Source organism: Streptomyces sp. NPDC008313 (assembly GCF_042956125.1).
Taxonomy (GTDB): Bacteria; Actinomycetota; Actinomycetes; order Streptomycetales; family Streptomycetaceae; genus Streptomyces.
This window is the reverse complement of the sequence record NZ_JBIBFR010000009.1, coordinates 1-22,252: the sequence shown is the minus strand read 5'-3', so window position 1 is coordinate 22,252 and position 22,252 is coordinate 1. Positions and strand designations below refer to the sequence as shown.

The following is a 22,252-nucleotide window of genomic DNA, read 5'->3' as shown; positions in this document are numbered from 1 at the left end:
GCGAAGCCTACTGCGCCCCGCGAGCGCCCCGTCTGGCCCGTACGGAACCTGTACCCCGGCCGGCGCACGGACCGGGGCGCCCCAGGGCGCCGGCCGGCCGTGCGGCCGAAGGTGCGGGGAAGGCTCAGCCGACGACCCCGCCGAAGAGTCCGCCGTGCGCCATTCCGAGCAGAAGACCGACGCCCGAGGCACCGAGACCCAGGATCAGACCGAAGCGCTCGCGGGTCGTCTCGGACAGGAACTGCCCGGACGCCCCGGTGATGATGCCGATCAGGCCCGCCCACGAGCTGACCAGGTGCAGATGGTGGAACAGCCCCGTGACGAACGCGGTGATGCCGAGCACGAGGGTCACCACCGTCAGCGTGTCCTGGAGCGGGTGGGGTTTGTGATCGGTGGCGAGAAGGGATCCGACGGGGTTGGGTCGCAATGCCTGTGCCATGGGGCACCTCCTGCGGAAAGCGGCGCATCGTAGCGCCATACACACCCGATGTGTACAGACTGACCGCCTCAGCGGTGAGATTTCAACCGGAAGCCGGTGTGCGGGTACTCTGTACCGTCTGCACCGGTGTCTGCCCAGGCCGCGACCGGCTGATCCGATCGGTTCTCCGTCGGTGAGGCCCGATTGTCAGTGGCTGCCGATACCGTTGCGTACGCATCACAACCCTCCTGCCACGGAACGACCGTGGCCGCTGAGTCCAAAGGAGGTGGGTTACACATGCGTCATTACGAGGTGATGGTCATCCTCGACCCCGATCTCGAGGAGCGCGCAGTCTCCCCGCTGATCGAGAACTTCCTCTCCGTGGTCCGTGAGGCCAACGGAAAGGTCGAGAAGGTCGACACCTGGGGCCGTCGTCGTCTCTCGTACGAGATCAAGAAGAAGCCCGAGGGCATCTACTCGGTCATCGACCTGCAGGCCGAGCCTGCGGTCGTCAAGGAGCTCGACCGCCAGATGAACCTGAACGAGTCGGTCCTCCGGACCAAGGTCCTCCGTCCCGAGACCCACTGAGCTTCCCCGCTCAGCTGATCTCGGACATCGAGTAGCAGCACAAGCAGCCAGCAGCAAACCCGCCGAGAGGTTCCCCCATGGCAGGCGAGACCGTCATCACGGTCGTCGGCAATCTTGTCGACGACCCCGAGCTGCGCTTCACCCCTTCCGGTGCGGCGGTCGCGAAGTTCCGTGTCGCGTCCACCCCCCGCACCTTCGACCGTCAGACCAACGAGTGGAAGGACGGCGAGAGCCTGTTCCTGACCTGCTCGGTCTGGCGTCAGGCGGCGGAGAACGTCGCCGAGTCGCTCCAGCGAGGCATGCGCGTCATCGTGCAGGGCCGGCTGAAGCAGCGGTCCTACGAGGACCGTGAGGGCGTCAAGCGCACGGTCTACGAGCTGGACGTCGAGGAAGTCGGCGCCAGTCTGAAGAACGCCACGGCCAAGGTCACCAAGACCACTGGACGTGGTGGCCAGGGCGGTTACAGCGGCGGCGGCGGTGGCGGCGGCCAGCAGGGCGGCGGCTGGGGCGGTGGCCCCGGCGGCGGTCAGCAGGGCGGCGGCGGTGCTCCCGCGGACGACCCGTGGGCGACCGGCGCTCCCGCCGGCGGCAACCAGGGCGGCGGTGGCGGCTGGGGTGGAAACTCCGGCGGCTCCGGCGGCTCCGGCGGCGGCTACTCGGACGAGCCTCCCTTCTAGGGCGGCTCGGCCCACACTTCTTGATCACACAGGAGATACACCATGGCGAAGCCGCCTGTGCGCAAGCCGAAGAAGAAGGTCTGCGCTTTCTGCAAGGACAAGGTCACGTACGTGGACTACAAGGACACGAACATGCTGCGGAAGTTCATTTCCGACCGCGGCAAGATCCGTGCCCGCCGCGTGACCGGCAACTGCACGCAGCACCAGCGTGACGTCGCCACGGCTGTGAAGAACAGCCGTGAGATGGCGCTGCTGCCCTACACCTCCACCGCGCGATAAGGGAAGGGTGACCGACACATGAAGATCATCCTCACCCACGAGGTCTCCGGCCTCGGTACCGCCGGCGACGTCGTCGACGTCAAGGACGGTTACGCTCGCAACTACCTGATCCCGCGGAACTTCGCGATCCGCTGGACCAAGGGTGGCGAGAAGGACGTCGAGCAGATCCGTCGCGCTCGTAAGATCCACGAGATCGCGACGATCGAGCAGGCCAACGAGATCAAGGGCCGCCTCGAGGGCGTCAAGGTCCGTCTGGCCGTCCGCTCCGGCGACGCCGGTCGTCTCTTCGGCTCCGTCACCCCGGCCGACATCGCCTCGGCGATCAAGGCTTCCGGTGGCCCCGAGGTCGACAAGCGCCGCATCGAGCTGGGCTCGCCGATCAAGACGCTGGGCGCCCACGAGACGTCCGTGCGTCTGCACCCCGAGGTGGCCGCCAAGGTCAGCATCGAGGTCGTCGCTGCGTAAGCTCGCTGCTTGCGGAGCTTGAGCACATCTGTGGGGCCGCACTCCTGAGGGAGGGCGGCCCCACGCATGTGTCCGGAAGAAGGAGCCTGCCGGGTCGGCTCCTGTCCTGTTTCACGTGAAACAGGACAGGAAGACGCGTCGGGGCGGCCGGACGCATGGTGACGTGGTGGAGAGGAACGACGGTCAGCGCGTCGCGCCCGTGACGATCCACCGGCCCGAGCGGGAGCGCAGCCACAAGGTCAGCCAGCGCACTGCCATCATCAGCGCCATGGCTGCCCACAGTGCCGTCAGTCCCCCGCCGAAGGCCGGGATCAGGAGCGCGACCGGGGCGAAGACCGCGAGCGTCACGAGCATCGCCCACGCCAGATAGGGGCCGTCTCCGGCGCCCATCAGGACTCCGTCGAGTACGAAGACGATGCCGCTGATCGGCTGGGAGAACGCCACGACCAGCAGAGCGGCCAGGGCTGTGTCCTGGACCGCCGAGTCGCCGGTGAACAACGGCAGGAGCAGCGGACGCGCGAGTACCACGAGAAGGCCGAGGAGAGTGCCCGTCGCCAGACCCCACCGCACCATCCGACGGCAGGCTTCACGGGCCCCCGCGGCATCGCCGGCGCCCAGACAGCGACCGATGATGGCCTGCCCGGCGATGGCGATCGCGTCGAGCGTGAAGGCGAGCAGGCTCCACAGCGACAGCACGATCTGATGGGCGGCGACCTCGGTGTTTCCGAGCCGGGCGGCGACGGCGGTCGCGATCATGAGGATCGCCCTCAGGGAGAGCGTGCGCACCAAGAGGGGTGCGCCTGCCTGAGCACAGGCACGGATGCCGGCGGCATCCGGCCGCAGCGACGCGCCGTGCCGACGGGCTCCACGGACGACCACCCACAGATACGCGACCGTCATGCCGTACTGCGCGATGACCGTTCCGCAGGCGGAGCCGGCGATGCCCAGGTCGGCGCCGTAGACGAGTACCGCGTTGAGGACGGCGTTGGCGATGAAACCCGCCACAGCGACGTACAACGGCGTCCTGGTGTCCTGCAGTCCGCGCAGGACACCGGTCGCGGCCAGCACGATGAGCATCGCCGGGATTCCGAGTGCCGAGATCCGCAAGTACGTCGTCGCGTACGGGGCGGCGGTGTCCGAGGCGCCGAAGAGGCCCACCAGTGCGGGGGCCGTCGGCAGGACGGCGGCGATGACGCCGGCGCCGAGCAGGAGAGCGAGCCAGATGCCGTCCATGCCCTGCCGGATGGCCGCGCGCAGGTCACCCGAACCGACTCGGCGGGCGACCGCGGCCGTCGTGGCATAGGCGAGGAAGACGAAGACGCTCACGGCTGTCATGAGAAGGGCGGAGGCGATACCGAGCCCCGCCAGCTGTGTGGTGCCGAGGTGGCCGACGATCGCGCTGTCGGCCATCACGAACAACGGCTCCGCGACGAGTGCGCCGAAGGCTGGAACAGCCAGGGCGACGATCTCGCGGTCGTGCCGGCGCCGGGCGGCCTTGAGCGCCGCGGGACCCTGTGTCATGTGCACCAATCTAATCTTCCACAGGTAAGAGATGCAACAGTCTGTCGGTCCTTACTTTTGCTCGGGCGGGGTGCACCCCTCCGGGTGGATTGACTGGATCTTGGTCCGACTGGGAAAGTTTTTCTCCTGCACAGCCGGTGGACGGGAAACCAGCAGCTCAGAGTGGGTCTCCTCGTGGTGCTGAGGGCTTGTTCACAGGACTGTCCACCGGGTCGTGCACAGGTTTTGGAGACTTCTCCACAGCATCCGGGCCGTCGTCCACATGGCCTGTGGATAACCAGATTGGCTGACGGTGCCCGCACGCCTAACGTGGTGCGGCGCACGCTCCCTCCACCGCTCTCGGAAACCTCGCAAAACCGACGCGTCAGAACCGGAGTTGGGCGTCCCATTTGTCAGTGCCGTGCCGTAGAACAGACTGGCACGGTTAGGTCCGCTCGGCGGACGGGAGGAGGTGGCTCGGTGAGCATTTCCGAGCCCTTGGACGACCCGTGGGCCGACAGTGGCCCCAGTGATCGTCTGCCCGCCTCCCGCCGACGCGGTGACGGTGGCCGCGGCCGCGACGAGCAGCACGACCGGGGCCGTGACAGCGGGGCGTGGGACGGCGGGGGCTCGGCCTTCGAGCGTGTACCACCTCAGGACCTCGATGCCGAGCAGTCCGTCCTCGGCGGCATGCTCCTGTCCAAGGACGCCATCGCCGATGTCGTCGAGGTCATCAAGGGCCACGACTTCTACCGGCCGGCGCACGAGACGATCTACACGGCGATTCTCGACCTCTACGCGAAGGGTGAGCCGGCCGACCCGATCACCACCGCCGCCGAGCTCACCAAGCGCGGTGAGATCACCAAGGTCGGCGGGGCCTCTTATCTGCACACCCTAGTCCAGACGGTTCCGACGGCGGCGAACGCCGAGTACTACGCGGAGATCGTGCACGAGCGCGCGGTCCTGCGCCGCCTGGTCGAAGCGGGTACGCGGATCACGCAGATGGGATACGCGGCCGACGGCGACGTCGACGAGATCGTCAACAGCGCCCAGGCCGAGATCTACGCGGTCACGGAGCAGCGCACCAGTGAGGACTACCTGCCGCTGGGCGACATCATGGAGGGCGCGCTCGACGAGATCGAGGCGATCGGATCCCGCAGCGGCGAGATGACCGGCGTGCCCACGGGGTTCACGGATTTCGACTCGCTCACCAACGGGCTGCACCCGGGACAGATGATCGTCATCGCGGCGCGGCCCGCCATGGGTAAGTCGACGCTGGCTCTCGACTTCGCCCGGGCCTGCTCGATCAAGAACAACCTGCCCAGCGTCATCTTCTCGCTGGAGATGGGCCGCAACGAGATCGCGATGCGTCTGCTGTCCGCGGAGGCACGCGTCGCCCTGCACCACATGCGGTCAGGCACGATGACCGACGAGGACTGGACTCGCCTGGCCCGCCGGATGCCCGATGTCTCGGCGGCACCGCTCTACATCGACGACTCCCCGAACCTGTCGATGATGGAGATCCGTGCGAAGTGCCGTCGTCTGAAGCAGCGTAACGACCTCAAGCTCGTCGTGATCGACTACCTCCAGCTGATGCAGTCCGGCGGTTCCAAGCGCGCCGAGAGCCGTCAGCAGGAGGTCTCGGACATGTCCCGAAACCTCAAGCTGCTGGCCAAGGAACTGGAGCTTCCGGTGATCGCGCTCTCTCAGCTGAACCGTGGTCCGGAGCAGCGCACGGACAAGAAGCCGATGGTGTCGGACCTCCGCGAGTCCGGCTCCATCGAGCAGGACGCCGACATGGTCATCCTGCTGCACCGCGAGGACGCCTACGAGAAGGAGTCGCCCCGTGCGGGCGAGGCCGACCTGATCGTCGCCAAGCACCGTAACGGTCCCACCGCGACGATCACCGTCGCTTTCCAGGGCCACTACTCGCGCTTCGTGGACATGGCGCAGACCTGATCCGTCACCCTCGGCGTATATGCGCTCGACGTGAGGACGTGACGCGGGTGAACTGGGGGCATGACGACATCTCAGGAAGAGCTGCTTCCTGCCACACGCAGGTCCCTGGCGCACCGCCTTGCGGTGGCGCAGGCCGAAGGCCGGGCTCCGTCGCTGGTCGCGGCGGTGGTCCGGGGTGGGGAGACGGTGTGGAACGGGGCGAGTTCCTCGGTCGACGGACAGTCGCCGGACGAGAACGTGCAGTACCGCATCGGCTCGATCACCAAGACCTTCACTGCGGTCCTGGTGCTGCGGCTGCGGGACGAGGGTGTCCTCCACCTCGGCGACCCGCTGGAGAAGCACCTCCCGGGCACCGGCGTCGGTGACGTCACCGTGGCCGAACTGCTGGCTCACACCAGCGGGTTGGCGGCGGAGTCGCCCGCCCCCTGGTGGGAACGTACCGCCGGTTCGCTTCGTCCGGAGCTTGCCGATGTGCTGGGTGAGCGGCCGTTGCTGCATCCGCCCGGGCGGCGGCACCACTATTCGAACCCTGGATACACGTTGCTGGGAGCGATGGTCGAGCGGCTCAGAGGCGTCGGCTGGGAGGAGGTGCTGCGGCGGGAGGTGCTGGAGCCGCTGGAACTGCACCGCACGACCGCGCACCAGCAGGCCCTGCATGCCGACGGGTGGGCCGTGCACCCGTGGGCCGATGTGATGCTGCCGGAGCCGATGGAGGACCTGGGGCGGATGGCCCCGGCCGGCCAGCTCTGGTCCACGACCGGTGACCTGGCCCGCTTCGCCGCCTTCCTCACCAGAGGGAACGCCCGTGTGCTGAGCGCCGAGTCGGTGCTGGAGATGCGGGCCCCCGCCGCACCGCCGGAGCGCGAGGAGTTGGCGGACGGCAGTGCCTATGGACTCGGCCTGCAGATCCAGAACCGGGACGGGCGGACCCTCGTCGGGCATTCCGGTTCGCTGCCGGGCTTTCTCGCGAACCTGACGATCAGCGTGGAGGACGACCTGGCGTCCGTCGTCCTGGCCAACTGCACCTCCGGCCCTCAAGTGTCGACGGTCGCCGCCGACCTCGTACGCGTCGTGGCGGAGTGCGAACCCCGTCTTCCTGAGCCCTGGCGGCCGCTTGCCCAAGTCGACCGGTCTCTCCTGGAGTTGACAGGGCAATGGTTCTGGGGGACTCAGGCCTTCGTGCTGCGGCTTGCGTCCGTCGGCGACGTCTCCCTCGAACCGCTGCCGACGGGTGGCCGCCGGTCGCGATTCCGGTCGAACGGCGACGGCACGTGGACGGGGCTCGACGGCTACTACGCAGGAGAGTCTCTGCGGGCTGTCCGGCGCTCAGACGGATCCGTGAGCCATCTGGATCTCGGTTCGTTCGTGTTCACGCGTTGTCCGTACGACGAGACGGCGCCGGTGCCGGGCGGGCTGGATCCGGAGGGGTGGCGGGGGATCGGCTGAGGGCTGCTTGCGGGCGGGTGTCCCTGTTTCACGTGAAACAGGGACACCCGCCCAGCTCGCTGAAGGGGAATCCTCAGAGCGGCAGCTTGAAGCCGACATGCGAAGCGGTGAAGCCCAGCCGTTCGTAGAAACGGTGGGCATCGGTGCGCGTGACGTCGGACGTCAGTTGGACCAGCTGACAGCCCTCGCGGCGCGATGCGTCGATGGCCCACTCGATGAGCTGGGTACCCAAGCCGCTGCCCCGTTCACCGGAGTGCACCCGAACGCCCTCGATGACCGAACGCGTGGCGCCCTTGCGGGACAGCCCGGGAATGACCGTGAGCTGCAGTGTGCCGACGACGCGCCCTTCACGTTCGGCGACCATGACGTGCTGGTTCGGGTCGCGGCGAAGACGCTCCAGAGCCGCCGCGTACGGGGCCAGGTCGTCCGGCGATTCCCGCTGCGCGCCCAGTGGGTCGTCGGCCAGCATCGCGACGATGGCCGGGACATCGCCCAGGACCGCCGCCCGTATCTCAGGGTCTCCCATGGCTCCCACCCTAGGCGGGTGCGCCGGCCGACTCCACGACCCGCACGAGTGGGGCGAGTTCGGGGTTGGCCGCCGCATCGTCGAGCGCTTCGCGGAGGGCGGCGTCGTTGGTGGGCCGCGCCTCTTCGAGCAGCCTGAGACCGGCTTCACTGACGTTGGTGTAGATGCCGCGCCGGTCCGTGGGGCACAGGTAGCGCGAGAGCAGACCGCGGTCCTCGAGCCGGGTGACGAGCCGAGTCGTGGCGCTCTGGCTGAGGACGACCGCGTCGGCCACCTGCCTCATCTGCAGATGGCCGCCCTCGCCGTCGTGCTGGCGGCTGAGGACGTCGAGGAGGGAATACTCCCGCACGCTCAGCCCGTGCCGCGTCTGCAGGGCGCGCTCGATGTGCGCCTCGATCCTCCCGTGCAGCAGCGAGAGGGCACACCAGCCCTGGGCCAGGGCTGTGAGCGCGGGGTCCGTCGCAGTCATGGGGTCTCCTCCGTTCCTCAACGGCTGCGTCCAGAGTAGAGCACGACCGCAATATACGGCGCTTGCATATAGCCCGCGTCTGCAATTATTGTGGGCGCAAGTTAAGCGCTCCTGCAATCGTCTGGAAGGTGTACCCCACCATGCCTCTCGCGCTTCTGGCCCTCGCGATAGGGGCCTTCGGCATCGGGACCACCGAGTTCGTGATCATGGGCGTTCTGCCCGAGGTCGCCAGTGACTTCGGTGTCTCCATCCCCACCGCCGGGCTGCTGGTCACCGGCTACGCCCTCGGGGTCGTCATCGGCGCACCGATCATGACCGCGCTCGGTACGAAGGTGTCCCGCAAACGGATGCTGATGATGCTCATGGGGCTGTTCGTCCTCGGCAACCTCCTGTCCGCCGTCGCCCCGGTCTTCGGGCTGATGCTGGCGGGCCGTGTGGTCGCGTCCCTGGCGCACGGGGCGTTCTTCGGCATCGGATCGGTGGTGGCCGCGGAACTCGTCGCCCCTGAGAAGAAGGCCGGCGCCATCGCCATGATGTTCAGCGGGCTGACGATCGCCAACGTCGTCGGGGTACCGCTGGGGACTTTGGTCGGACAGTCCATGGGATGGCGCGCCACCTTCACCGGCGTCGCCGCACTCGGCGTGCTGGGTCTGTTGGGCGTCGCCAAGCTGGTGCCCGAGATGCCGAAACCGCAGGGCGTGCGTCTCCGTCACGAGCTGGCCGCCTTCAAGAACATCCAGGTGCTCCTGGCCATGGCCATGACCGTCCTCGGCTTCGGCGGCGTCTTCGCGGCCATCACCTACATCGCGCCGATGATGACGCACGTGACCGGTTTCGCCGACGGCTCCGTCACCTGGCTGCTGGTGCTGTTCGGTATCGGCATGGTCGTCGGCAACCTGGTGGGAGGCCGGTTCGCCGACCGTGCACTGATGCCCATGCTGTACGTATCGCTGGGCGGCCTCTCCATCGTGCTGGCCCTGTTCACGGTCACCGCACACCAGAAGGCCCTCGCGGCGATCTCCATCGCCCTGATCGGCGCCCTCGGATTCGCGACCGTGCCGCCGCTGCAGAAGCGCGTCCTGGACCATGCCCATGGAGCGCCCACGCTTGCCTCGGCCGTGAACATCGGCGCCTTCAACCTCGGCAACGCCCTCTCGGCGTGGCTGGGCGGCCTCGTCATCGCGGCCGGCCTGGGCTACACGGCTCCGAACTGGGTCGGCGCGGCTCTCGCCGGCGGGGCCCTGGTGCTGGCCGTGTTCTCGGCCGCTCTGGAACGACGCTCGGGAGGTCACAGCACCGTGATCGCGGGTGCCGCTCCCTCCGGGACACGCGCCGCCGTCCCTCATTGAAAGACCACGCGGCACGGAGGCGCAGCCGTCCCTGTGCCGCTCGGCCACAGCGTCCGCCTGGGCGAACAGGACCATGGCTTCGCCACCGCGGCCGTGGAGAAGCTCGCCTGACAGCCGCACCACGCGAGCGGGCAGGAGCCGGCACCCCATGCGTGTGGGGGCCGGCTTCTGCCCGGCTCCGTCCTCAGCAGGCGGCCACGGTGAGGGGGGCGAAGCGCCGTGACCAGTCACCCGGCGGCTCAGGGATGCCGAGGACCATCACCGTGTTGGTGGAGACCGATGTAAGGCCATGTGCCTGAATCCAGGACAGCAACTCTTCGTGCCGCACATCGATGTCGGTTCGCAACGGGCGGCCCGTCCGGGCGGCCAGCGAGGCGACCAGGGCCTTGGCCGTCTCCTGGTCCCGGGCGATGAGAGGGCCCACCACGTGGGTGTCCATGTTCGGCCAGGCAGCCGCGTATCCGATCAGCTGCCCGGCCTCTTCGGCGACGTGCAGCAGGTCGGCGAAGGCGGGCAGTCGCGCAAGGATGTGCGTGCGGTCGGCGCCGAGAACCTCTGCGTCGAGCCGGAGGATGGCGGTGAGGTCCTCCGCGGTGGCCGCGCGCGTGGCGACGGCGGGTTCGAAGCCGTCCGCCACGAACTGCCCATGAACCATCGCTGCCGAGCCGGTGACCTTGAACCCCAGCTCCTCGTAGAGCGGGCGGCCGAACGGGGTCGCATGCAGCGTCAGGGGGGTGACGCCCATCTCTGCGACAACATGTCTCATGAGACGTCGGCCGATGCCCTGCCGTGCATGTCGCTTCGCGACCAGCACCATGCCGATCGCTCCCAGGGCGAGACGCTCCCTCGTCCCGTACTCGGTGACCACACAGGCGGTCACGAGGCCACCGTCGGGGTCGTCGATGCCGTACCCCTTTCCCGCCGCGAGAAGCAGGCCCCACTTGTGTTCCTCGCGGGGCCAGCCCCGGTCCTGGGACAGATCGGCGCAGGCTGTCAGATCGCCTGGGGTCAGCCGGCGGATGGGTAGAGCGGCAAGGGAAGGTGTCGGCACACAGGCCAGGCTGTCCGAATGCCGCCGGGGTCGTCCACCGGTTTGCGGGAGGTCAGGCGTGTTTCTGGCCACGCAGGCGCCGGAGCTTTGGCTGCCGGGGGGAGAATGAGTGGTCGGTCAGCCCAGGTCGGGCGCGTGCATGGCCCGCACTCCCTCGATGTTTCCGTCAAGGTAGTGCCGCAGGGAAAGCGGCACGAGATGGACGGACGCGATGCCGACCCGGGTGAATGGCACACGGACGATCTCGTACTCCCCGCAAGGCTGGTCCACTTCGGGGCCGTGCCGCAGGGCCGGGTCCATGGATTCCAGGTGGCAGACGAAGAAATGCTGCACCTTTACGCCGGTCGCGCCGCCGTCGTCACCGATGTGCTCGACGGTGTCCACGAAGCAGGGCACGACATCGGTGATCTTGGCACCCAGCTCCTCGTGCACTTCGCGGTGGAGCGCGTCGACGACAGTCGTGTCCTCCGGCTCGACCCCGCCACCCGGTGTGAGCCAGTAGGGATCGAGGCCGGGCTTGGTCCGCTTGATCAAAATCAGGTCGTCACCGTCGAGCAGGACGGCTCGGGCGGTGCGCTTGACCACGGGTCGAACGGTCATGGGAGAAATGTGGCCCGGCTGGTTCCACGTGAAACATCGGGCGGCTGGGAAGACGCTGCCGAACCGGCTGTCCTGGCGCCCGGCGGCTCGCGACGCGCCTCGGGGCGCGCCCGGTGAGAGCCGCCTCAGCCCCAGCCGGAGGCGGCGCGCAGCAACCAGTCGTGTGCCCGTGAAATGTGTGGCATCGCGAGGGTGCCGGTGCGGACGGCCAGGAAGTACGTACGCAAAGGGGGGACGGCGGGTTCATGAAGTGCCACGACGTCGCCCCGGGCGACGGCGTCGGCGCAGAGATAGCGAGGCAGCACCGCGAGACCGGCACCCGCGGTGGCACAGGAGAGGACGGCCCGCAGGTCGGGGACGATCACCGTGCCGGACGTCGAAGGCAGGCAGTCGAAGACCGAGGCCCAGTACCGTGCGACAAGCGGGAGGGATTCGTGCACCTCCACGACGGGGCAGTCCTTGAGGACGGGGGCACCCTTGCGGCGCAGCTTGCCGGGGCCGATTCGGGCCGCCCAGCGAGGAGCGGCGATCAGGACGTGCTCTTCGTCGCAGAGCGCAGTCGCGGTGAGCAGAGCCCCGCGCGGGCGTGCCGTCGTGATGGCCAGATCATGATGCCCGGCGGCGAGTCCCTCCAGGACTTCCTCGGCGTTACCGAAGGAGGCACGCAGTGCGAAGCCCTGCCCGTCGTCGCCGGCCAGTTCCGCGAGCGCGGGAAGGGCTCGCTCGGCGGTGAACTCGGGAGGCCCGGCGAGGTGCAGGGTCCGTAGGGAGGATTCCTCGTCGAGTCCTGTCTCAGCGATCTCCACCAGGGCGTCGAGGTGCGGGGCGGCCTTGTGGGCGAGTTCGTCGCCGATGCCGGTGGGAGTCACCCCGCGCGCCTGACGCAGGAAGAGGGGCCGTCCCAGCTGGCGTTCCAGTGTGCGGATCTGCGCGGTGACGGCCGGCTGCGAGAGGCCGAGGAGAGCGGCGGCGCGGGTGAAGGAGCCGGCCCGGTGCACGGTGACGAACGTGCGCAGCAGGGCCAGATCCATGGCGCATCCTCCCCTCCAGGCTCCTTGACCGCGCCCACTATAAATAAGTCGATAGGTCGCTGTCGCTACCGTGATTGGACACTGACGCAGAGTCAACTAGCCTTGTTCGCGCGGTTCTTCGCGCGTGGAACCGGGGCGGTCCGAGCCACGAGGGGGGAGGCTCGGACCGTCCGCTCCGCCGCGTCCGGGCGTCGGCCGGGTGAGCGCGACCGTGTACGTGCCGGACGCTCAGTCAGCGATCACTCGGCGGTCTCGTCGAGTGCCCGCATTACGTCCGCCACCAGATCCGTGGGGTCCTCCGCTCCGGCCGAGAAGCGGATGAAGCCTTCGGCCACCGCGTCCCCGCCCCACCTTCCGCGGCGTTCGGCGGTCGACCGCACTCCGCCGAAGCTGGTGGCGTCGTCCACCAGCCGCAGCGCGTCGAGGAAGCGGTCGGCACGCTCGCGCGTGGGCAGCGTGAACGACACGACGCACCCGTATCGGCGCATCTGCTGCGAAGCAATCTTGTGTGCGGGGTCGTCGGGCAGCCCGGGATAGCGCAGTCCGGTCACCTCGGACCGGCCGCGCAAAGCCTCGGCGAGGGCCAGGGCGTTGGCGGTCTGCCGGTCGGCGCGCAGTTGCAGCGTGGAGATCGACCGGTGGGCCAGCCACGCCTCCATGGGCCCCGGGATCGCCCCGGCGATCTTGCGCCACCGCTGGACGGAGGCCATGCGGTCGGCGTCGTGCCCGGTGACGTATCCGAGCAGGATGTCCCCGTGTCCGGTGAGCATCTTCGTGCCGCTGGCCACGGAGAAGTCCGCACCCAGCTCCAAAGGGCGCTGGCCGAGCGGGGTCGCCAGGGTGTTGTCGACGGCGACGAGAGTGCCCTGCGCGTGCGCGGCCTCCACGAGCCTGCGCACGTCACAGACGTCGAGACCAGGGTTGGAAGGAGTCTCGATCCAGAGCAGCTTGGCTCCGTCCAGGACCTCCAGCTGGGCATCGCCGCCGGTCGGAGCGGTGCGCACCTCGATGCCGAACGCGGTCAGCTGTTCACGCACCAGCGGGAGGGCCTGGTAGCCGTCGTCCGGAAGGACGACGATGTCGCCGGCTCGCAGCTGGGAGAAGAGGACCGCGGAGACGGCGGCCATCCCGGATGCGAAGGCGAGGGTCCGGGTGCTGTCACGGCCGGGTGCCTCCAGCTCGCCGATGGCGCGCTCGAGGTGTGTCCACGTCGGGTTGTCGTCACGTCCGTACGTGTAGGGGCCGGTCGGGTCGCCGGGCAGGTGGAAGTGCGCGGCGAACACCGGCCCGGGCAGAGTGGGCTCGTACTTCACGGGTTCGGGCAGTCCCGCCCGGACCGCTCGTGTGCCGTCGCCCTGTCCCGTCGCGCGCGTGTCGTCGCCGGGTCCCGCGCCGAAATCCTCTGACGTCATGCCGCCCGTCCCTTCCCCTGCTCGTGTCAGCGGCGAGCAGACCGGGGCTCGCCGCCTCCACCTTCTCAGGAGACCCGGCGAAACCTCTCATCTCCCGGCCCCGGTCCCAGGCCAGGGCCGCCGGGGACATGGGTGCGCGACGGCGCCGTACGCCCTCAGTCCTCGTCGGGCAGGACGACGTGGAGGGCCCAGGAGACGACCGAGATGATCAGGCCGCCGAGCACGGCGGTCCAGAAGCCGTCCACGTGGAAACTGAGGTCGAGCTTGTCGGCCACCCACGACGTGAGCAGCAGCATCAACGCGTTGACCACGAGTGTGATCAGGCCGAGGGTGAGGATGAACAGGGGGAAGGTCAGAACCTTCATGACGGGCTTGACCAGGAAGTTCACCAAGCCGAAGACGAGGGCGACAAGGATCAGGGTGCCGGCCTTCTTGCCCGTGCTGTCGCCGGTCAGGGTGATCTTGTCGAGCAGCCACACGGCGACGGCCAGGGCCCCGGCGTTGGCGATCGTCTTGACTACGAAATTCTTCATGTGTCTGATCGTGGCAGAGAGACCGGTTCTGGAACATGGCGAGGGCGGACAAGATCGATGAAGGCATTCCGACTGGACGAACTGGAGGCGGAACGCGCCGCCAACGACGGTGCCTACCTGCAGTTTCTGCGTGAGCGGAACATGTCGGTCGGTCTGTACGCGCTCGACGCGGGGTCACCCGACCCGCAGAACCCGCATCAGCAGGACGAGGTGTACTTCGTCGTGAGCGGGCGTGCCTCGATCACGGTCGGCATGGAGACGACCCAGGTGGCGCGCGGCAGCGTCGTCTACGTCCCCGCGGGCGTCACGCACAAGTTCCACCACATCACCGAGGATCTGCGAGTGCTGGTGGTCTTCTCGCCGCCTGAGAGCTGACTCCCGCGGCCCGATCCCCTAGGGGGACGATCAGGGGAGGACAAGGGCTGCGCGGCCCCGCACCGCTGCTCGGCACCCCTAGCATCGAGTGCAGGGCTCCGGGTGCCGGCACGGGGATGCGGGACGCCGGGGCCGGGCACCGAGCGGGCAGTCAGACCGTGTCCCCGGACGGAGACACGACGTGGGCCCCGGAAACGGGCAGAGAGAAGGACAAGGGCGATGCGAGAGATCTTCGCGGGTATGCCGTGGTGGGTGAAGTGGGTCGCGGTTCCGGTCATCGCCCTGGTGGTGTTCGGCGGACTGATCCTCAGCGTCGTCCAGGTGGTCGTCGGGCTGCTCTTCAAGTTGCTCGTCTTCGTCGCCCTGGTCGGCGGTCTGATCTACGTGGTGCGGAAGTTCACGTCGAGTTCGTCGTCACGAGGGGACTGGTAGACACACCCGGGCGGCCGGCGTGCGACGGCCGGTCCACCCAGCCCGAACCGACGCCCTGGCCCACTCCAGGACGCCATCGAAAAACTGTTGGGGCCCCAGTCTTCCCGTTACAGCAGCTGAGAACTCACTCGTTGTGATCTGATGTGTACGTTGAGCGAGATGCCAGCAGTGTCACGGGAAACGATTCCCGGCCAGTCGACGGCAAACGACGGGGTAGGCGATGCGCGAGTCGGTGCAGGCAGAGGTCATGATGAGCTTCCTCGTGTCGGAGGAGCTCTCCTTCCGCATTCCGGTGGAGCTGCGATACGAGACCTGTGATCCCTATGCCGTGCGGCTGACCTTCCACCTGCCCGGGGACGAACCGGTGACCTGGGCCTTCGGGCGTGAGCTGCTCAGTGACGGTGTGGAGGGCGCCTGCGGCGAAGGCGATGTGCACATCACGCCGGACGCCGACGAGGAGTCCGGTGACGTGCTGATCCGGCTTCAGGTCGGATGTGACCAGGCGCTCTTCCGGTCGGGCGCCGCTCCGCTGCTGGCCTTCCTGGACCGCACCGACAGACTGGTGCCGCTGGGGCGGGAGCGTGACCTCGCCGACTTCGATCTGCACCTCGACGAGGCCCTGGACCGCATCCTGGCCGAGGAGCAGAGCGCGGGCTGAGGCCGACGAACCACTGACCGTGCCGTAACGCTTCCTCTCGCGCGGACGACGAGCCTCGGTACGTCACCGCTTGCGGCGTCGGCCGTGCCCTGCGCGAACCGGCGTCGGGGCACCGGCCTGCGCCGGTACGCCCGCTCGGTCCGCCGAGACCACCAGAGCGGCCAGCGCGGTGGTCACCGGAACCGACGCGACCAGCCCGATCGAGCCGACGAGCGTGCGCACGATCTCCTCCGCGACCAACTCGCTGTTGGCGATGGTGCCGACACTGCTCTGCGCGATCGAGAAGAGAAGCAGCAACGGCAGCGCGGCGCCCGCGTACGCGAGGACCAGGGTGTTCACCACGGACGCGATGTGGTCGCGCCCGATGCGAATGCCCGCCCGGTACAGGCCGCGCCAGCCCATGGTCGGGTCCGCCTGATGCAGCTCCCAGACCGCCGAGGTCTGGGTCACCGTCACGTCGTCGAGCACCCCGAGCGAACCGATGATGACGCCCGCGAGCAGCAGACCGCTCATGTCGATCGACGGGTAGAGGCCGTGAATCAGGCCCGTGTTGTCGTCGACGTTGCCGGTCAGCGCGGCCCAGCCGATGAACATCGAGCCGAGCAGCCCGATCAGCAGCAGGGAGAGCAGCGTCCCGAGCACGGCCACCGACGTCCTCGCGGACAGTCCGTGGCACATGTACAGCGCGATGAGCATGATGGCGCTCGCTCCGACGACGGCCACGACCAACGGGTTCGAGCCCTGCAGAATCGCCGGGAGGATGAAGAGGGTCAGGACCCCGAAGCTCACGGCCAGCGCCACGAGCGCCATGACACCACGCATCCGGCCCACCACCACGACGGCCAGCGCGAAGATCCCCGCGAGCAGCGCCATGGGTACCGTGCGGTTCACGTCGGTGACCGAGTACTGAAGTTCCCTGGGTGCGGAGGGCTCGTAGGCGACCACGACCTTCTCGCCCTCGTGCAACTGCCGTGACTGGTCGGGCTGGACGAGCTCCGTGAACGTACGGCCCTTCTCCTTGCCGGTGTCGATCCGGATCGTCGCCTTCTTGCAGTCCCCGGGGGACCGGTCCTTCGCCGGCGTCCCCTCAGCGGTGGACGTGTCGCCGTCGGCCGCGCCCCCGGAGGCGTGCACGGACGCGCAGTCCACCGAGTCCACCTTGGTGACGGTGGCCTGCTGGGTCTGCCGGTCGAAGCCGACACCGGTGCGCTCGTGGGTCGGCGCACCCCCCGGCCATAGCACGATGAGCCCCACGACGACCGCGGCGGCGAAGGGAACCAAAACCGCGGCGATGACCCTGCGCAGATGCCGGGAGACCGGCGCGGCGGGGCCATGGCTGTGCGTGTGTCCGTGGCCGTCTCCGTGGCCGCCACCTGAACGGGTGCGGACTGCGAGGCCTTCACCGGAGCCGTGCCCGTGCGGCGGCTCGGAGGGTGGAAGCTCGGGCTGATGCGGAAGAGTCACCGGTCGATCATCGCAAGAACGAAGGGGGCCCACTGTTCACCGCGCCCGTCCGGGCGCTAGCGTGGAGGCACCTTTGCACACGCGGGAGCTCGGAGCACCGGGCTGAGAGGGCGCTGACGTCCGTCCCGTCGATGTTTCACATGAAACATCGACGACGGAAGCCGCTGCGTCGACCGCCGAACCTGTTACCGGGTAATGCCGGCGTAGGGAGTAGGTCTCATGACCAACAAGGACGTACGCACGCCTGCCTCCAGCCAGACGGACGACGCTGCCGTCCCGGCCGTTGGGGAGAGCAGTCAGCCCCAGGACGCCGGAACCATCGGCTGGCACAAGGCCTACGTCGACGGATCACGCCCCGATCTACGTGTGCCGGTCCGTCAAGTGCACCTGACCAACGGGCAGGCGGTCACCCTGTACGACACCTCGGGGCCGTACACCGACCCGGCCGTCGACACCGACGTACGCAGGGGTCTGGCGCCGCTGCGCGAGCCCTGGATCATCGCCCGGGGTGACACCGAGGAGTACGCGGGCCGCCCGGTCCGCCCCGAGGACGACGGGATCAAGCACACCTCGCCGCGCGGTGGACTCCGCAACCTCGACGCGGTCTTCCCCGGCAGGCCGCGCCAGCCGCGCAGGGGCCGTGACGGGAAGGCCGTGACACAGCTCGCCTATGCGCGACGGGGTGAGATCACCCCCGAGATGGAGTTCGTGGCGGTCCGGGAGAACGTCGACGCCGAGGTGGTGCGCGAGGAGATCGCGGCCGGCCGGGCGGTTCTTCCGGCGAACGTCAATCACCCGGAGATCGAGCCGATGATCATCGGCAAGCGGTTCCTGGTGAAGGTCAACGCCAACATCGGCAACTCGGCGGTCACTTCCTCCATCGAGGAGGAGGTGGAGAAGATGACGTGGGCGACCCGTTGGGGGGCCGACACGGTCATGGACCTGTCCACCGGACGCAACATCCACACCACCCGCGAGTGGGTACTGCGCAATTCGCCGGTGCCGATCGGCACCGTGCCGCTCTACCAGGCGCTGGAGAAGGTGGACGGCCGCGCCGAGGAACTCACCTGGGAGATCTACAAGGACACGGTCGTCGAGCAGGCCGAGCAAGGCGTGGACTACATGACGGTCCACGCGGGCGTACGCCTGCCGTACGTGCCGCTGACCGCGAACCGCAAGACCGGCATCGTCTCCCGCGGTGGGTCCATCATGGCGGCCTGGTGCCTGGCGCACCACAAGGAGTCGTTCCTGTACGAGAACTTCGAGGAACTCTGCGAGATCCTCGCCGCCTACGACGTCACGTACTCGCTCGGCGACGGCCTGCGGCCCGGATCGATCGCGGACGCCAACGACGAGGCGCAGTTCGCGGAGTTGAGGACCCTCGGGGAACTCAACACGATCGCGAAGCGTTACAACGTACAGACCATGATCGAAGGCCCGGGGCATGTCCCGATGCACAAGATCAAGGAGAACATCGACCTTCAGCAGGAGATCTGCGATGAAGCACCGTTCTATACGCTCGGCCCGCTGACGACAGACGTCGCGCCGGCGTACGACCACATCACCTCCGGTATAGGTGCCGCCATGATCGCGTGGTGGGGCACGGCCATGCTCTGCTACGTCACGCCCAAGGAGCACCTGGGTCTGCCCAACCGGGACGATGTCAAGACGGGCGTCATCACGTACAAGATCGCGGCTCATGCGGCGGACCTCGCCAAGGGGCACCCGGGCGCGCAGGAATGGGACGACGCCCTGTCGGACGCCCGCTTCGAGTTCCGGTGGGAGGACCAGTTCAACCTGGCTCTCGACCCGGACACCGCACGGGAGTTCCACGACGAGACTCTGCCGGCGGAGCCCGCCAAGACGGCGCACTTCTGCTCGATGTGCGGCCCGAAGTTCTGCAGCATGAAGATCTCGCAGGACATTCGTCGCGAGCACGGCGGCACACGCTCGGAGATCGAGGAGGGCATGGCTCAGAAGTCGAAGGAGTTCGCGGCGAGCGGGAACAAGGTGTACCTGCCCATGGCCGAATAGCGGCGCCGCGGCGGTGGCCGACGGCTCCGCTCACGAGTGACGGCGGCTTGCGCTCCCGGTGAGGGGGCGCAAGCCGGGATGTCACTCCGGCTGGTGCTCCGGGCCCCCGAAGTCCGGGCTGGAGAAGTCCGGGCTGGAGAAGCTGGGACGGGAGCCCGACGCCGGGCCGCCCTCGGGGCTGCTGAACCCGGGGCGGTGGTACCCGAGATGCGGCATACGGCCGGTCGGCTGCTGCGTCTTGGGGCCCACCGGAGCCGTGTCGGGGGTGGTGAGCGCATCGTGCAGGAACGGCAGGAAGCCGCGCTCCAGGAGGGCGTCGTGCCAGGCTTCTCTGGCGCGGGTCACCTCTTCGTCCAGCTCGCCGTGGGCCCCCGCCTCGAACGAGGCGGAGCCGTTGCGCAGGGCGGTCAGCAGCAGGCCACCGGCGGCGACCAGGATCGCGGCCGCGGTGATCGCGGCGAACACCCATCCCGTGGTGAGCAGGGTCTGCGCGAACGCCTGGCCGGGGGCGACCATCTTGAGGATGTAGCCCACGAGCAGGAATATCGCCGCTGACGTCCCTGCGAGGACGGGGGCGAGCACCGCGACGACGGCGACGGCGCCGGCCCCGGCCGTCTCGGTGACTTCTCCCATCGTGGTGGCGAGCCCCAGTCCTCCCGTGCCCGGCTCCGCGGAACCGGCTTCCTCGTGGGCGGACGGGGCGGACCGCGCCGGACGGCGCAGTTCCTCGCGGACCTTGACGTAATGCTGGTATTCGGCCGCGGCGGCCACCGTGATGAGGGCGGTGGCGTTGAGTGCCATGGTCCGCAGCTGTTCGGAGTTGAGCCGCCGGCCGACAGCGGCGAGTTCCGGTCGGTGTGGGGCGGAGCGCAGCGCCTCATCGAGGATCCGCTCGTACTCCTGGCGGTCCTCGTTCAGCAGGTGCTGCGGAACGCTGTTCATGTGCATCCCCCGATGCTCCGTAGGGCTTGGGGCTCGCACGCTGACGAGCCGTCGGGCAGAAACGGAGGGGAGCCTGCTACGGATAAGCCGATGGTAGAGCGGTGACGGTCCACCGTGACAGGGGGTTTCCAGAAATTGCCCCCTGGTCAGCGAAGTCCTCGGTGGACGACGCCGGTCCGGTGCATGCTCAGACGGCCAGGGGAAGTTGCTGGACCAGCAGCTTTCCGGCCATGGTCACGCCGCCGTCCATCGCGATGGCCAGGCCGTCGGCGTAGACGTGGGGTCCTTCCACGACCGGGCCCGAGGTGTCGTCGCCGTCCTCGGAGCCGACTTCGCCCAGCAGATAGGGGATCGGGCTGTGACCGTGCACGACGCGGCTGCCGCCGTAGACGTCCAGCAGCTCGCGGACGGCACCGGCGCCGTCGTCGCGGAAGGCGAACCGCTTGGTGAACTTGCGGAAGAGGTCCCAGCATTCGTCCGCGTCGTGGCGCGTGAGGGTCTCGCGGACGGTGTCGTTGACCGCTTCGATGGAGTCGCCGTAGTCGAGGTACGCCGTGGTGTCGGAGTGCACCAGCAGGTGCCCGTCGACCTGCTCCATGGCGTCGAGCCGCGCCATCCACTGGAGGTGGTGGTCCTGGAGGCGGTCCATGTCGGACTTCTGTCCGCCGTTGAGCAGCCAGGCGGCCTGGAAGGTGGCCGTCCCGGCGCCGGAGTTCACGGGGGTGTCACCGAACCGCTTGGCACCGAGCAGCAGCAGCTCGTGGTTGCCCATGAGCGCCTTGCAGTATCCTCCGGCCGCGGCTGCCTCGGCCGACAGCCGCATCACGAGGTCGATGACGCCGATGCCGTCGGGCCCGCGGTCGGTGAAGTCGCCGAGGAACCAGAGGCGTGCCGTGCCCGCCGACCAGTTCCCGGCGGAGTCGAGGAGGCCCTTCTCCTGGAGCGCGGCCATCAGCTGGTCGAGATAACCGTGCACGTCCCCCACGACGAACAGCGGTCCCTTGCCGTCGGTGGGCTGCGGCACCGGCACGGCCGCCGGGCCGACGGCCACCTGAAGGGTGTCGTCCCTGTTGATGACGGGCAGGTCGCGCTGTGTGGGCGTGTATCCCTCGGGCTCCGCGACCGGCGCGGTGGCCTCGTCGGGGGGCGAGCTCTGCGCGTACGGACCGGTCTCGTGGACGTACGCGGGTACCCGGAAGTCACGCAACGTCGCCGTGCGCATCACCTCGGGTCCCTGACCGGCCCCCTGAGTCATCGACCCCTCCACCATCGCGCCGCATCTGCACCTTGTCGGACTGCCTGGTCGCAGCGGCCCGCGGTGTCGTCCGCCCATCATAGGAATGCGGATCGCGCCATGTGATGACCCAGGGGTGGTGAATCGGGGAAGGACCCCGCTTCACCGCGGCTTTCGCCCTAATTGTGCGGAGCTTTCGACCACGTGAGCCGGACCTGGCCGCCTGGGCTAGGGCCTGTCTGATGTCGTGATCTCTCTATTGGCGGTTCCGGCCTTGGCGGGCCGGAACCTTCGGTAGAACAGTGCCCGTGACTCGAGCGCAACTGACCGATGACGACTGGGACTTCATCGCGCCCTTCCTGCCGATCGGCGCCTTCGGCCCGTATCCGCAGAATCTGAGGGCCCAGTTCGAGGGCGTCGTGTGGAAGTTCCGGTCCGGGGCCCAGTGGCGGGAGATGCCCGAGCGCTTCGGGCCGTGGCAGACCGTCTACGACCGGTTCCGGTACTGGCGGAAGGTCGGCGTGTTCACCGCGCTGCTTGACGGTGTGATCGCCGAGGCCGCCCGGCAGGGCAAGGTGGACCTGTCGCTGGTCAGCGTGGACTCGACCACGGCCCGGGCCCATCACGACGCGGCCGGACTGCCCGTCGACGCCGAGGTGCTGGACGCCCTGGAGAAGGCAGCCGCCGAAAAAGGGGCACAGGCAAGGAACAAGACGGACAGCATGATCCCGCCGTCGAAGAGCGCCGACGGCTGACCAGGCGCCGCAGGGCCCGTCTGGCGGCGGCGAGTCTGGGCCGTTCCCGCGGCGG

General features: G+C 68.6%; 23 protein-coding genes, 1 pseudogene and 1 riboswitch. Of the genes and pseudogenes, 12 read left to right on the top strand and 12 right to left on the bottom strand.

Annotation, left to right across the window (positions count from 1 at the left end):
• Positions 1-124: 124 nt before the first annotated feature.
• Complete coding sequence (locus ACFY93_RS13770; RefSeq protein WP_391357444.1) at positions 125-439, bottom strand: hypothetical protein; 315 nt, start codon at positions 437-439, stop codon at positions 125-127.
• A 276-nt stretch (positions 440-715) separates the two neighbouring features.
• On the opposite strand from ACFY93_RS13770, the gene rpsF reads away from it, so the two are divergent.
• The 4 genes from rpsF to rplI all read left to right on the top strand — a co-directional run bounded on the left by rpsF (position 716) and on the right by rplI (position 2,427).
• Complete coding sequence (gene rpsF, locus ACFY93_RS13765) at positions 716-1,006, top strand: 30S ribosomal protein S6 (RefSeq protein WP_052578287.1); 291 nt, start codon at positions 716-718, stop codon at positions 1,004-1,006.
• A 77-nt stretch (positions 1,007-1,083) separates the two neighbouring features.
• Entirely contained in the window at positions 1,084-1,683 is a 600-nt protein-coding gene (locus tag ACFY93_RS13760) for a single-stranded DNA-binding protein (protein ID WP_391357441.1), read from the top strand.
• Between the two features lie 42 nt (positions 1,684-1,725).
• Positions 1,726-1,962: a 30S ribosomal protein S18 gene (gene rpsR, locus ACFY93_RS13755; protein ID WP_003949403.1), complete on the top strand. Its 237-nt coding sequence runs from the start codon at positions 1,726-1,728 to the stop codon at positions 1,960-1,962.
• An 18-nt stretch (positions 1,963-1,980) separates the two neighbouring features.
• The gene (rplI, locus tag ACFY93_RS13750; protein WP_391357437.1) at positions 1,981-2,427 is read left to right on the top strand and encodes a 50S ribosomal protein L9; all 447 of its coding nucleotides are present in this window, start codon (positions 1,981-1,983) and stop codon (positions 2,425-2,427) included.
• 183 nt (positions 2,428-2,610) lie between these two features.
• Here the strand turns inward: rplI and ACFY93_RS13745 are convergent, their stop codons facing one another.
• Positions 2,611-3,957 (bottom strand): MATE family efflux transporter, encoded by a 1,347-nt coding sequence (locus ACFY93_RS13745; RefSeq protein WP_391357435.1) that lies wholly within the window; start codon positions 3,955-3,957, stop codon positions 2,611-2,613.
• 450 nt (positions 3,958-4,407) lie between these two features.
• Here ACFY93_RS13745 and dnaB point away from each other — a divergent pair, with 450 nt between their 5' ends.
• Positions 4,408-5,886, top strand: a complete 1,479-nt coding sequence (gene dnaB, locus ACFY93_RS13740; RefSeq protein ID WP_391357431.1) for a replicative DNA helicase — start codon at positions 4,408-4,410, stop codon at positions 5,884-5,886.
• Between the two features lie 60 nt (positions 5,887-5,946).
• The gene (locus ACFY93_RS13735) at positions 5,947-7,332 is read left to right on the top strand and encodes a serine hydrolase (protein ID WP_391357428.1); all 1,386 of its coding nucleotides are present in this window, start codon (positions 5,947-5,949) and stop codon (positions 7,330-7,332) included.
• 73 nt (positions 7,333-7,405) lie between these two features.
• On the opposite strand, the gene ACFY93_RS13730 is transcribed toward ACFY93_RS13735, so the two are convergent.
• Positions 7,406-7,858: a GNAT family N-acetyltransferase gene (locus ACFY93_RS13730; protein WP_391357426.1), complete on the bottom strand. Its 453-nt coding sequence runs from the start codon at positions 7,856-7,858 to the stop codon at positions 7,406-7,408.
• Between the two features lie 10 nt (positions 7,859-7,868).
• Positions 7,869-8,327 carry a MarR family transcriptional regulator gene (locus ACFY93_RS13725; protein ID WP_391357424.1) on the bottom strand — a complete coding sequence of 153 codons (459 nt, stop codon included), beginning with the start codon at positions 8,325-8,327 and terminating at the stop codon, positions 7,869-7,871.
• Positions 8,328-8,467: 140 nt separating this feature from the next.
• Here ACFY93_RS13725 and ACFY93_RS13720 point away from each other — a divergent pair, with 140 nt between their 5' ends.
• Positions 8,468-9,676, top strand: coding sequence for an MFS transporter (locus ACFY93_RS13720; protein WP_391357421.1), 1,209 nt, complete (start codon positions 8,468-8,470; stop codon positions 9,674-9,676).
• Between the two features lie 184 nt (positions 9,677-9,860).
• Here the strand turns inward: ACFY93_RS13720 and ACFY93_RS13715 are convergent, their stop codons facing one another.
• From ACFY93_RS13715 to ACFY93_RS13695, 5 genes are all read right to left on the bottom strand, one after another.
• The gene (locus ACFY93_RS13715; RefSeq protein WP_391357417.1) at positions 9,861-10,727 is read right to left on the bottom strand and encodes a GNAT family N-acetyltransferase; all 867 of its coding nucleotides are present in this window, start codon (positions 10,725-10,727) and stop codon (positions 9,861-9,863) included.
• A gap of 117 nt (positions 10,728-10,844) precedes the next feature.
• Positions 10,845-11,327: an NUDIX domain-containing protein gene (locus ACFY93_RS13710; protein WP_391357415.1), complete on the bottom strand. Its 483-nt coding sequence runs from the start codon at positions 11,325-11,327 to the stop codon at positions 10,845-10,847.
• A 125-nt stretch (positions 11,328-11,452) separates the two neighbouring features.
• Entirely contained in the window at positions 11,453-12,358 is a 906-nt protein-coding gene (locus ACFY93_RS13705) for a LysR substrate-binding domain-containing protein (protein ID WP_391357412.1), read from the bottom strand.
• Positions 12,359-12,597: 239 nt separating this feature from the next.
• Positions 12,598-13,770, bottom strand: coding sequence for a cystathionine gamma-lyase (locus tag ACFY93_RS13700; RefSeq protein WP_391357410.1), 1,173 nt, complete (start codon positions 13,768-13,770; stop codon positions 12,598-12,600).
• 155 nt (positions 13,771-13,925) lie between these two features.
• Complete coding sequence (locus tag ACFY93_RS13695; protein WP_391357407.1) at positions 13,926-14,303, bottom strand: phage holin family protein; 378 nt, start codon at positions 14,301-14,303, stop codon at positions 13,926-13,928.
• Positions 14,304-14,360: 57 nt separating this feature from the next.
• On the opposite strand from ACFY93_RS13695, the gene ACFY93_RS13690 reads away from it, so the two are divergent.
• From ACFY93_RS13690 to ACFY93_RS13680, 3 genes are all read left to right on the top strand, one after another.
• Entirely contained in the window at positions 14,361-14,678 is a 318-nt protein-coding gene (locus tag ACFY93_RS13690) for a cupin domain-containing protein (protein ID WP_391357404.1), read from the top strand.
• 219 nt (positions 14,679-14,897) lie between these two features.
• Positions 14,898-15,110 (top strand): DUF5326 family protein, encoded by a 213-nt coding sequence (locus tag ACFY93_RS13685; protein ID WP_391357402.1) that lies wholly within the window; start codon positions 14,898-14,900, stop codon positions 15,108-15,110.
• A 220-nt stretch (positions 15,111-15,330) separates the two neighbouring features.
• On the top strand, positions 15,331-15,768 hold the full coding sequence (locus ACFY93_RS13680) for an SsgA family sporulation/cell division regulator (RefSeq protein WP_391357399.1): 438 nt from the start codon (positions 15,331-15,333) through the stop codon (positions 15,766-15,768).
• A 63-nt stretch (positions 15,769-15,831) separates the two neighbouring features.
• Here the strand turns inward: ACFY93_RS13680 and ACFY93_RS13675 are convergent, their stop codons facing one another.
• Entirely contained in the window at positions 15,832-17,232 is a 1,401-nt protein-coding gene (locus tag ACFY93_RS13675; protein ID WP_391357397.1) for a YibE/F family protein, read from the bottom strand.
• A gap of 71 nt (positions 17,233-17,303) precedes the next feature.
• Positions 17,304-17,459: riboswitch (TPP riboswitch) on the top strand.
• Here ACFY93_RS13675 and thiC point away from each other — a divergent pair.
• Positions 17,452-19,266 carry a phosphomethylpyrimidine synthase ThiC gene (gene thiC, locus ACFY93_RS13670; protein WP_391357394.1) on the top strand — a complete coding sequence of 605 codons (1,815 nt, stop codon included), beginning with the start codon at positions 17,452-17,454 and terminating at the stop codon, positions 19,264-19,266. It overlaps the preceding riboswitch by 8 nt.
• 81 nt (positions 19,267-19,347) lie before the next feature.
• On the opposite strand, the gene ACFY93_RS13665 is transcribed toward thiC, so the two are convergent.
• Together ACFY93_RS13665 and ACFY93_RS13660 are read right to left on the bottom strand one after the other, a co-directional pair.
• Positions 19,348-20,214, bottom strand: a complete 867-nt coding sequence (locus ACFY93_RS13665) for a hypothetical protein (RefSeq protein WP_391357393.1) — start codon at positions 20,212-20,214, stop codon at positions 19,348-19,350.
• A 181-nt stretch (positions 20,215-20,395) separates the two neighbouring features.
• Positions 20,396-21,463 (bottom strand): metallophosphoesterase, encoded by a 1,068-nt coding sequence (locus ACFY93_RS13660; protein WP_391357391.1) that lies wholly within the window; start codon positions 21,461-21,463, stop codon positions 20,396-20,398.
• A gap of 287 nt (positions 21,464-21,750) precedes the next feature.
• Between ACFY93_RS13660 and ACFY93_RS13655 the strand changes: the two are divergent.
• Positions 21,751-22,252, top strand: a pseudogene (locus ACFY93_RS13655) (transposase); the annotation flags it as partial.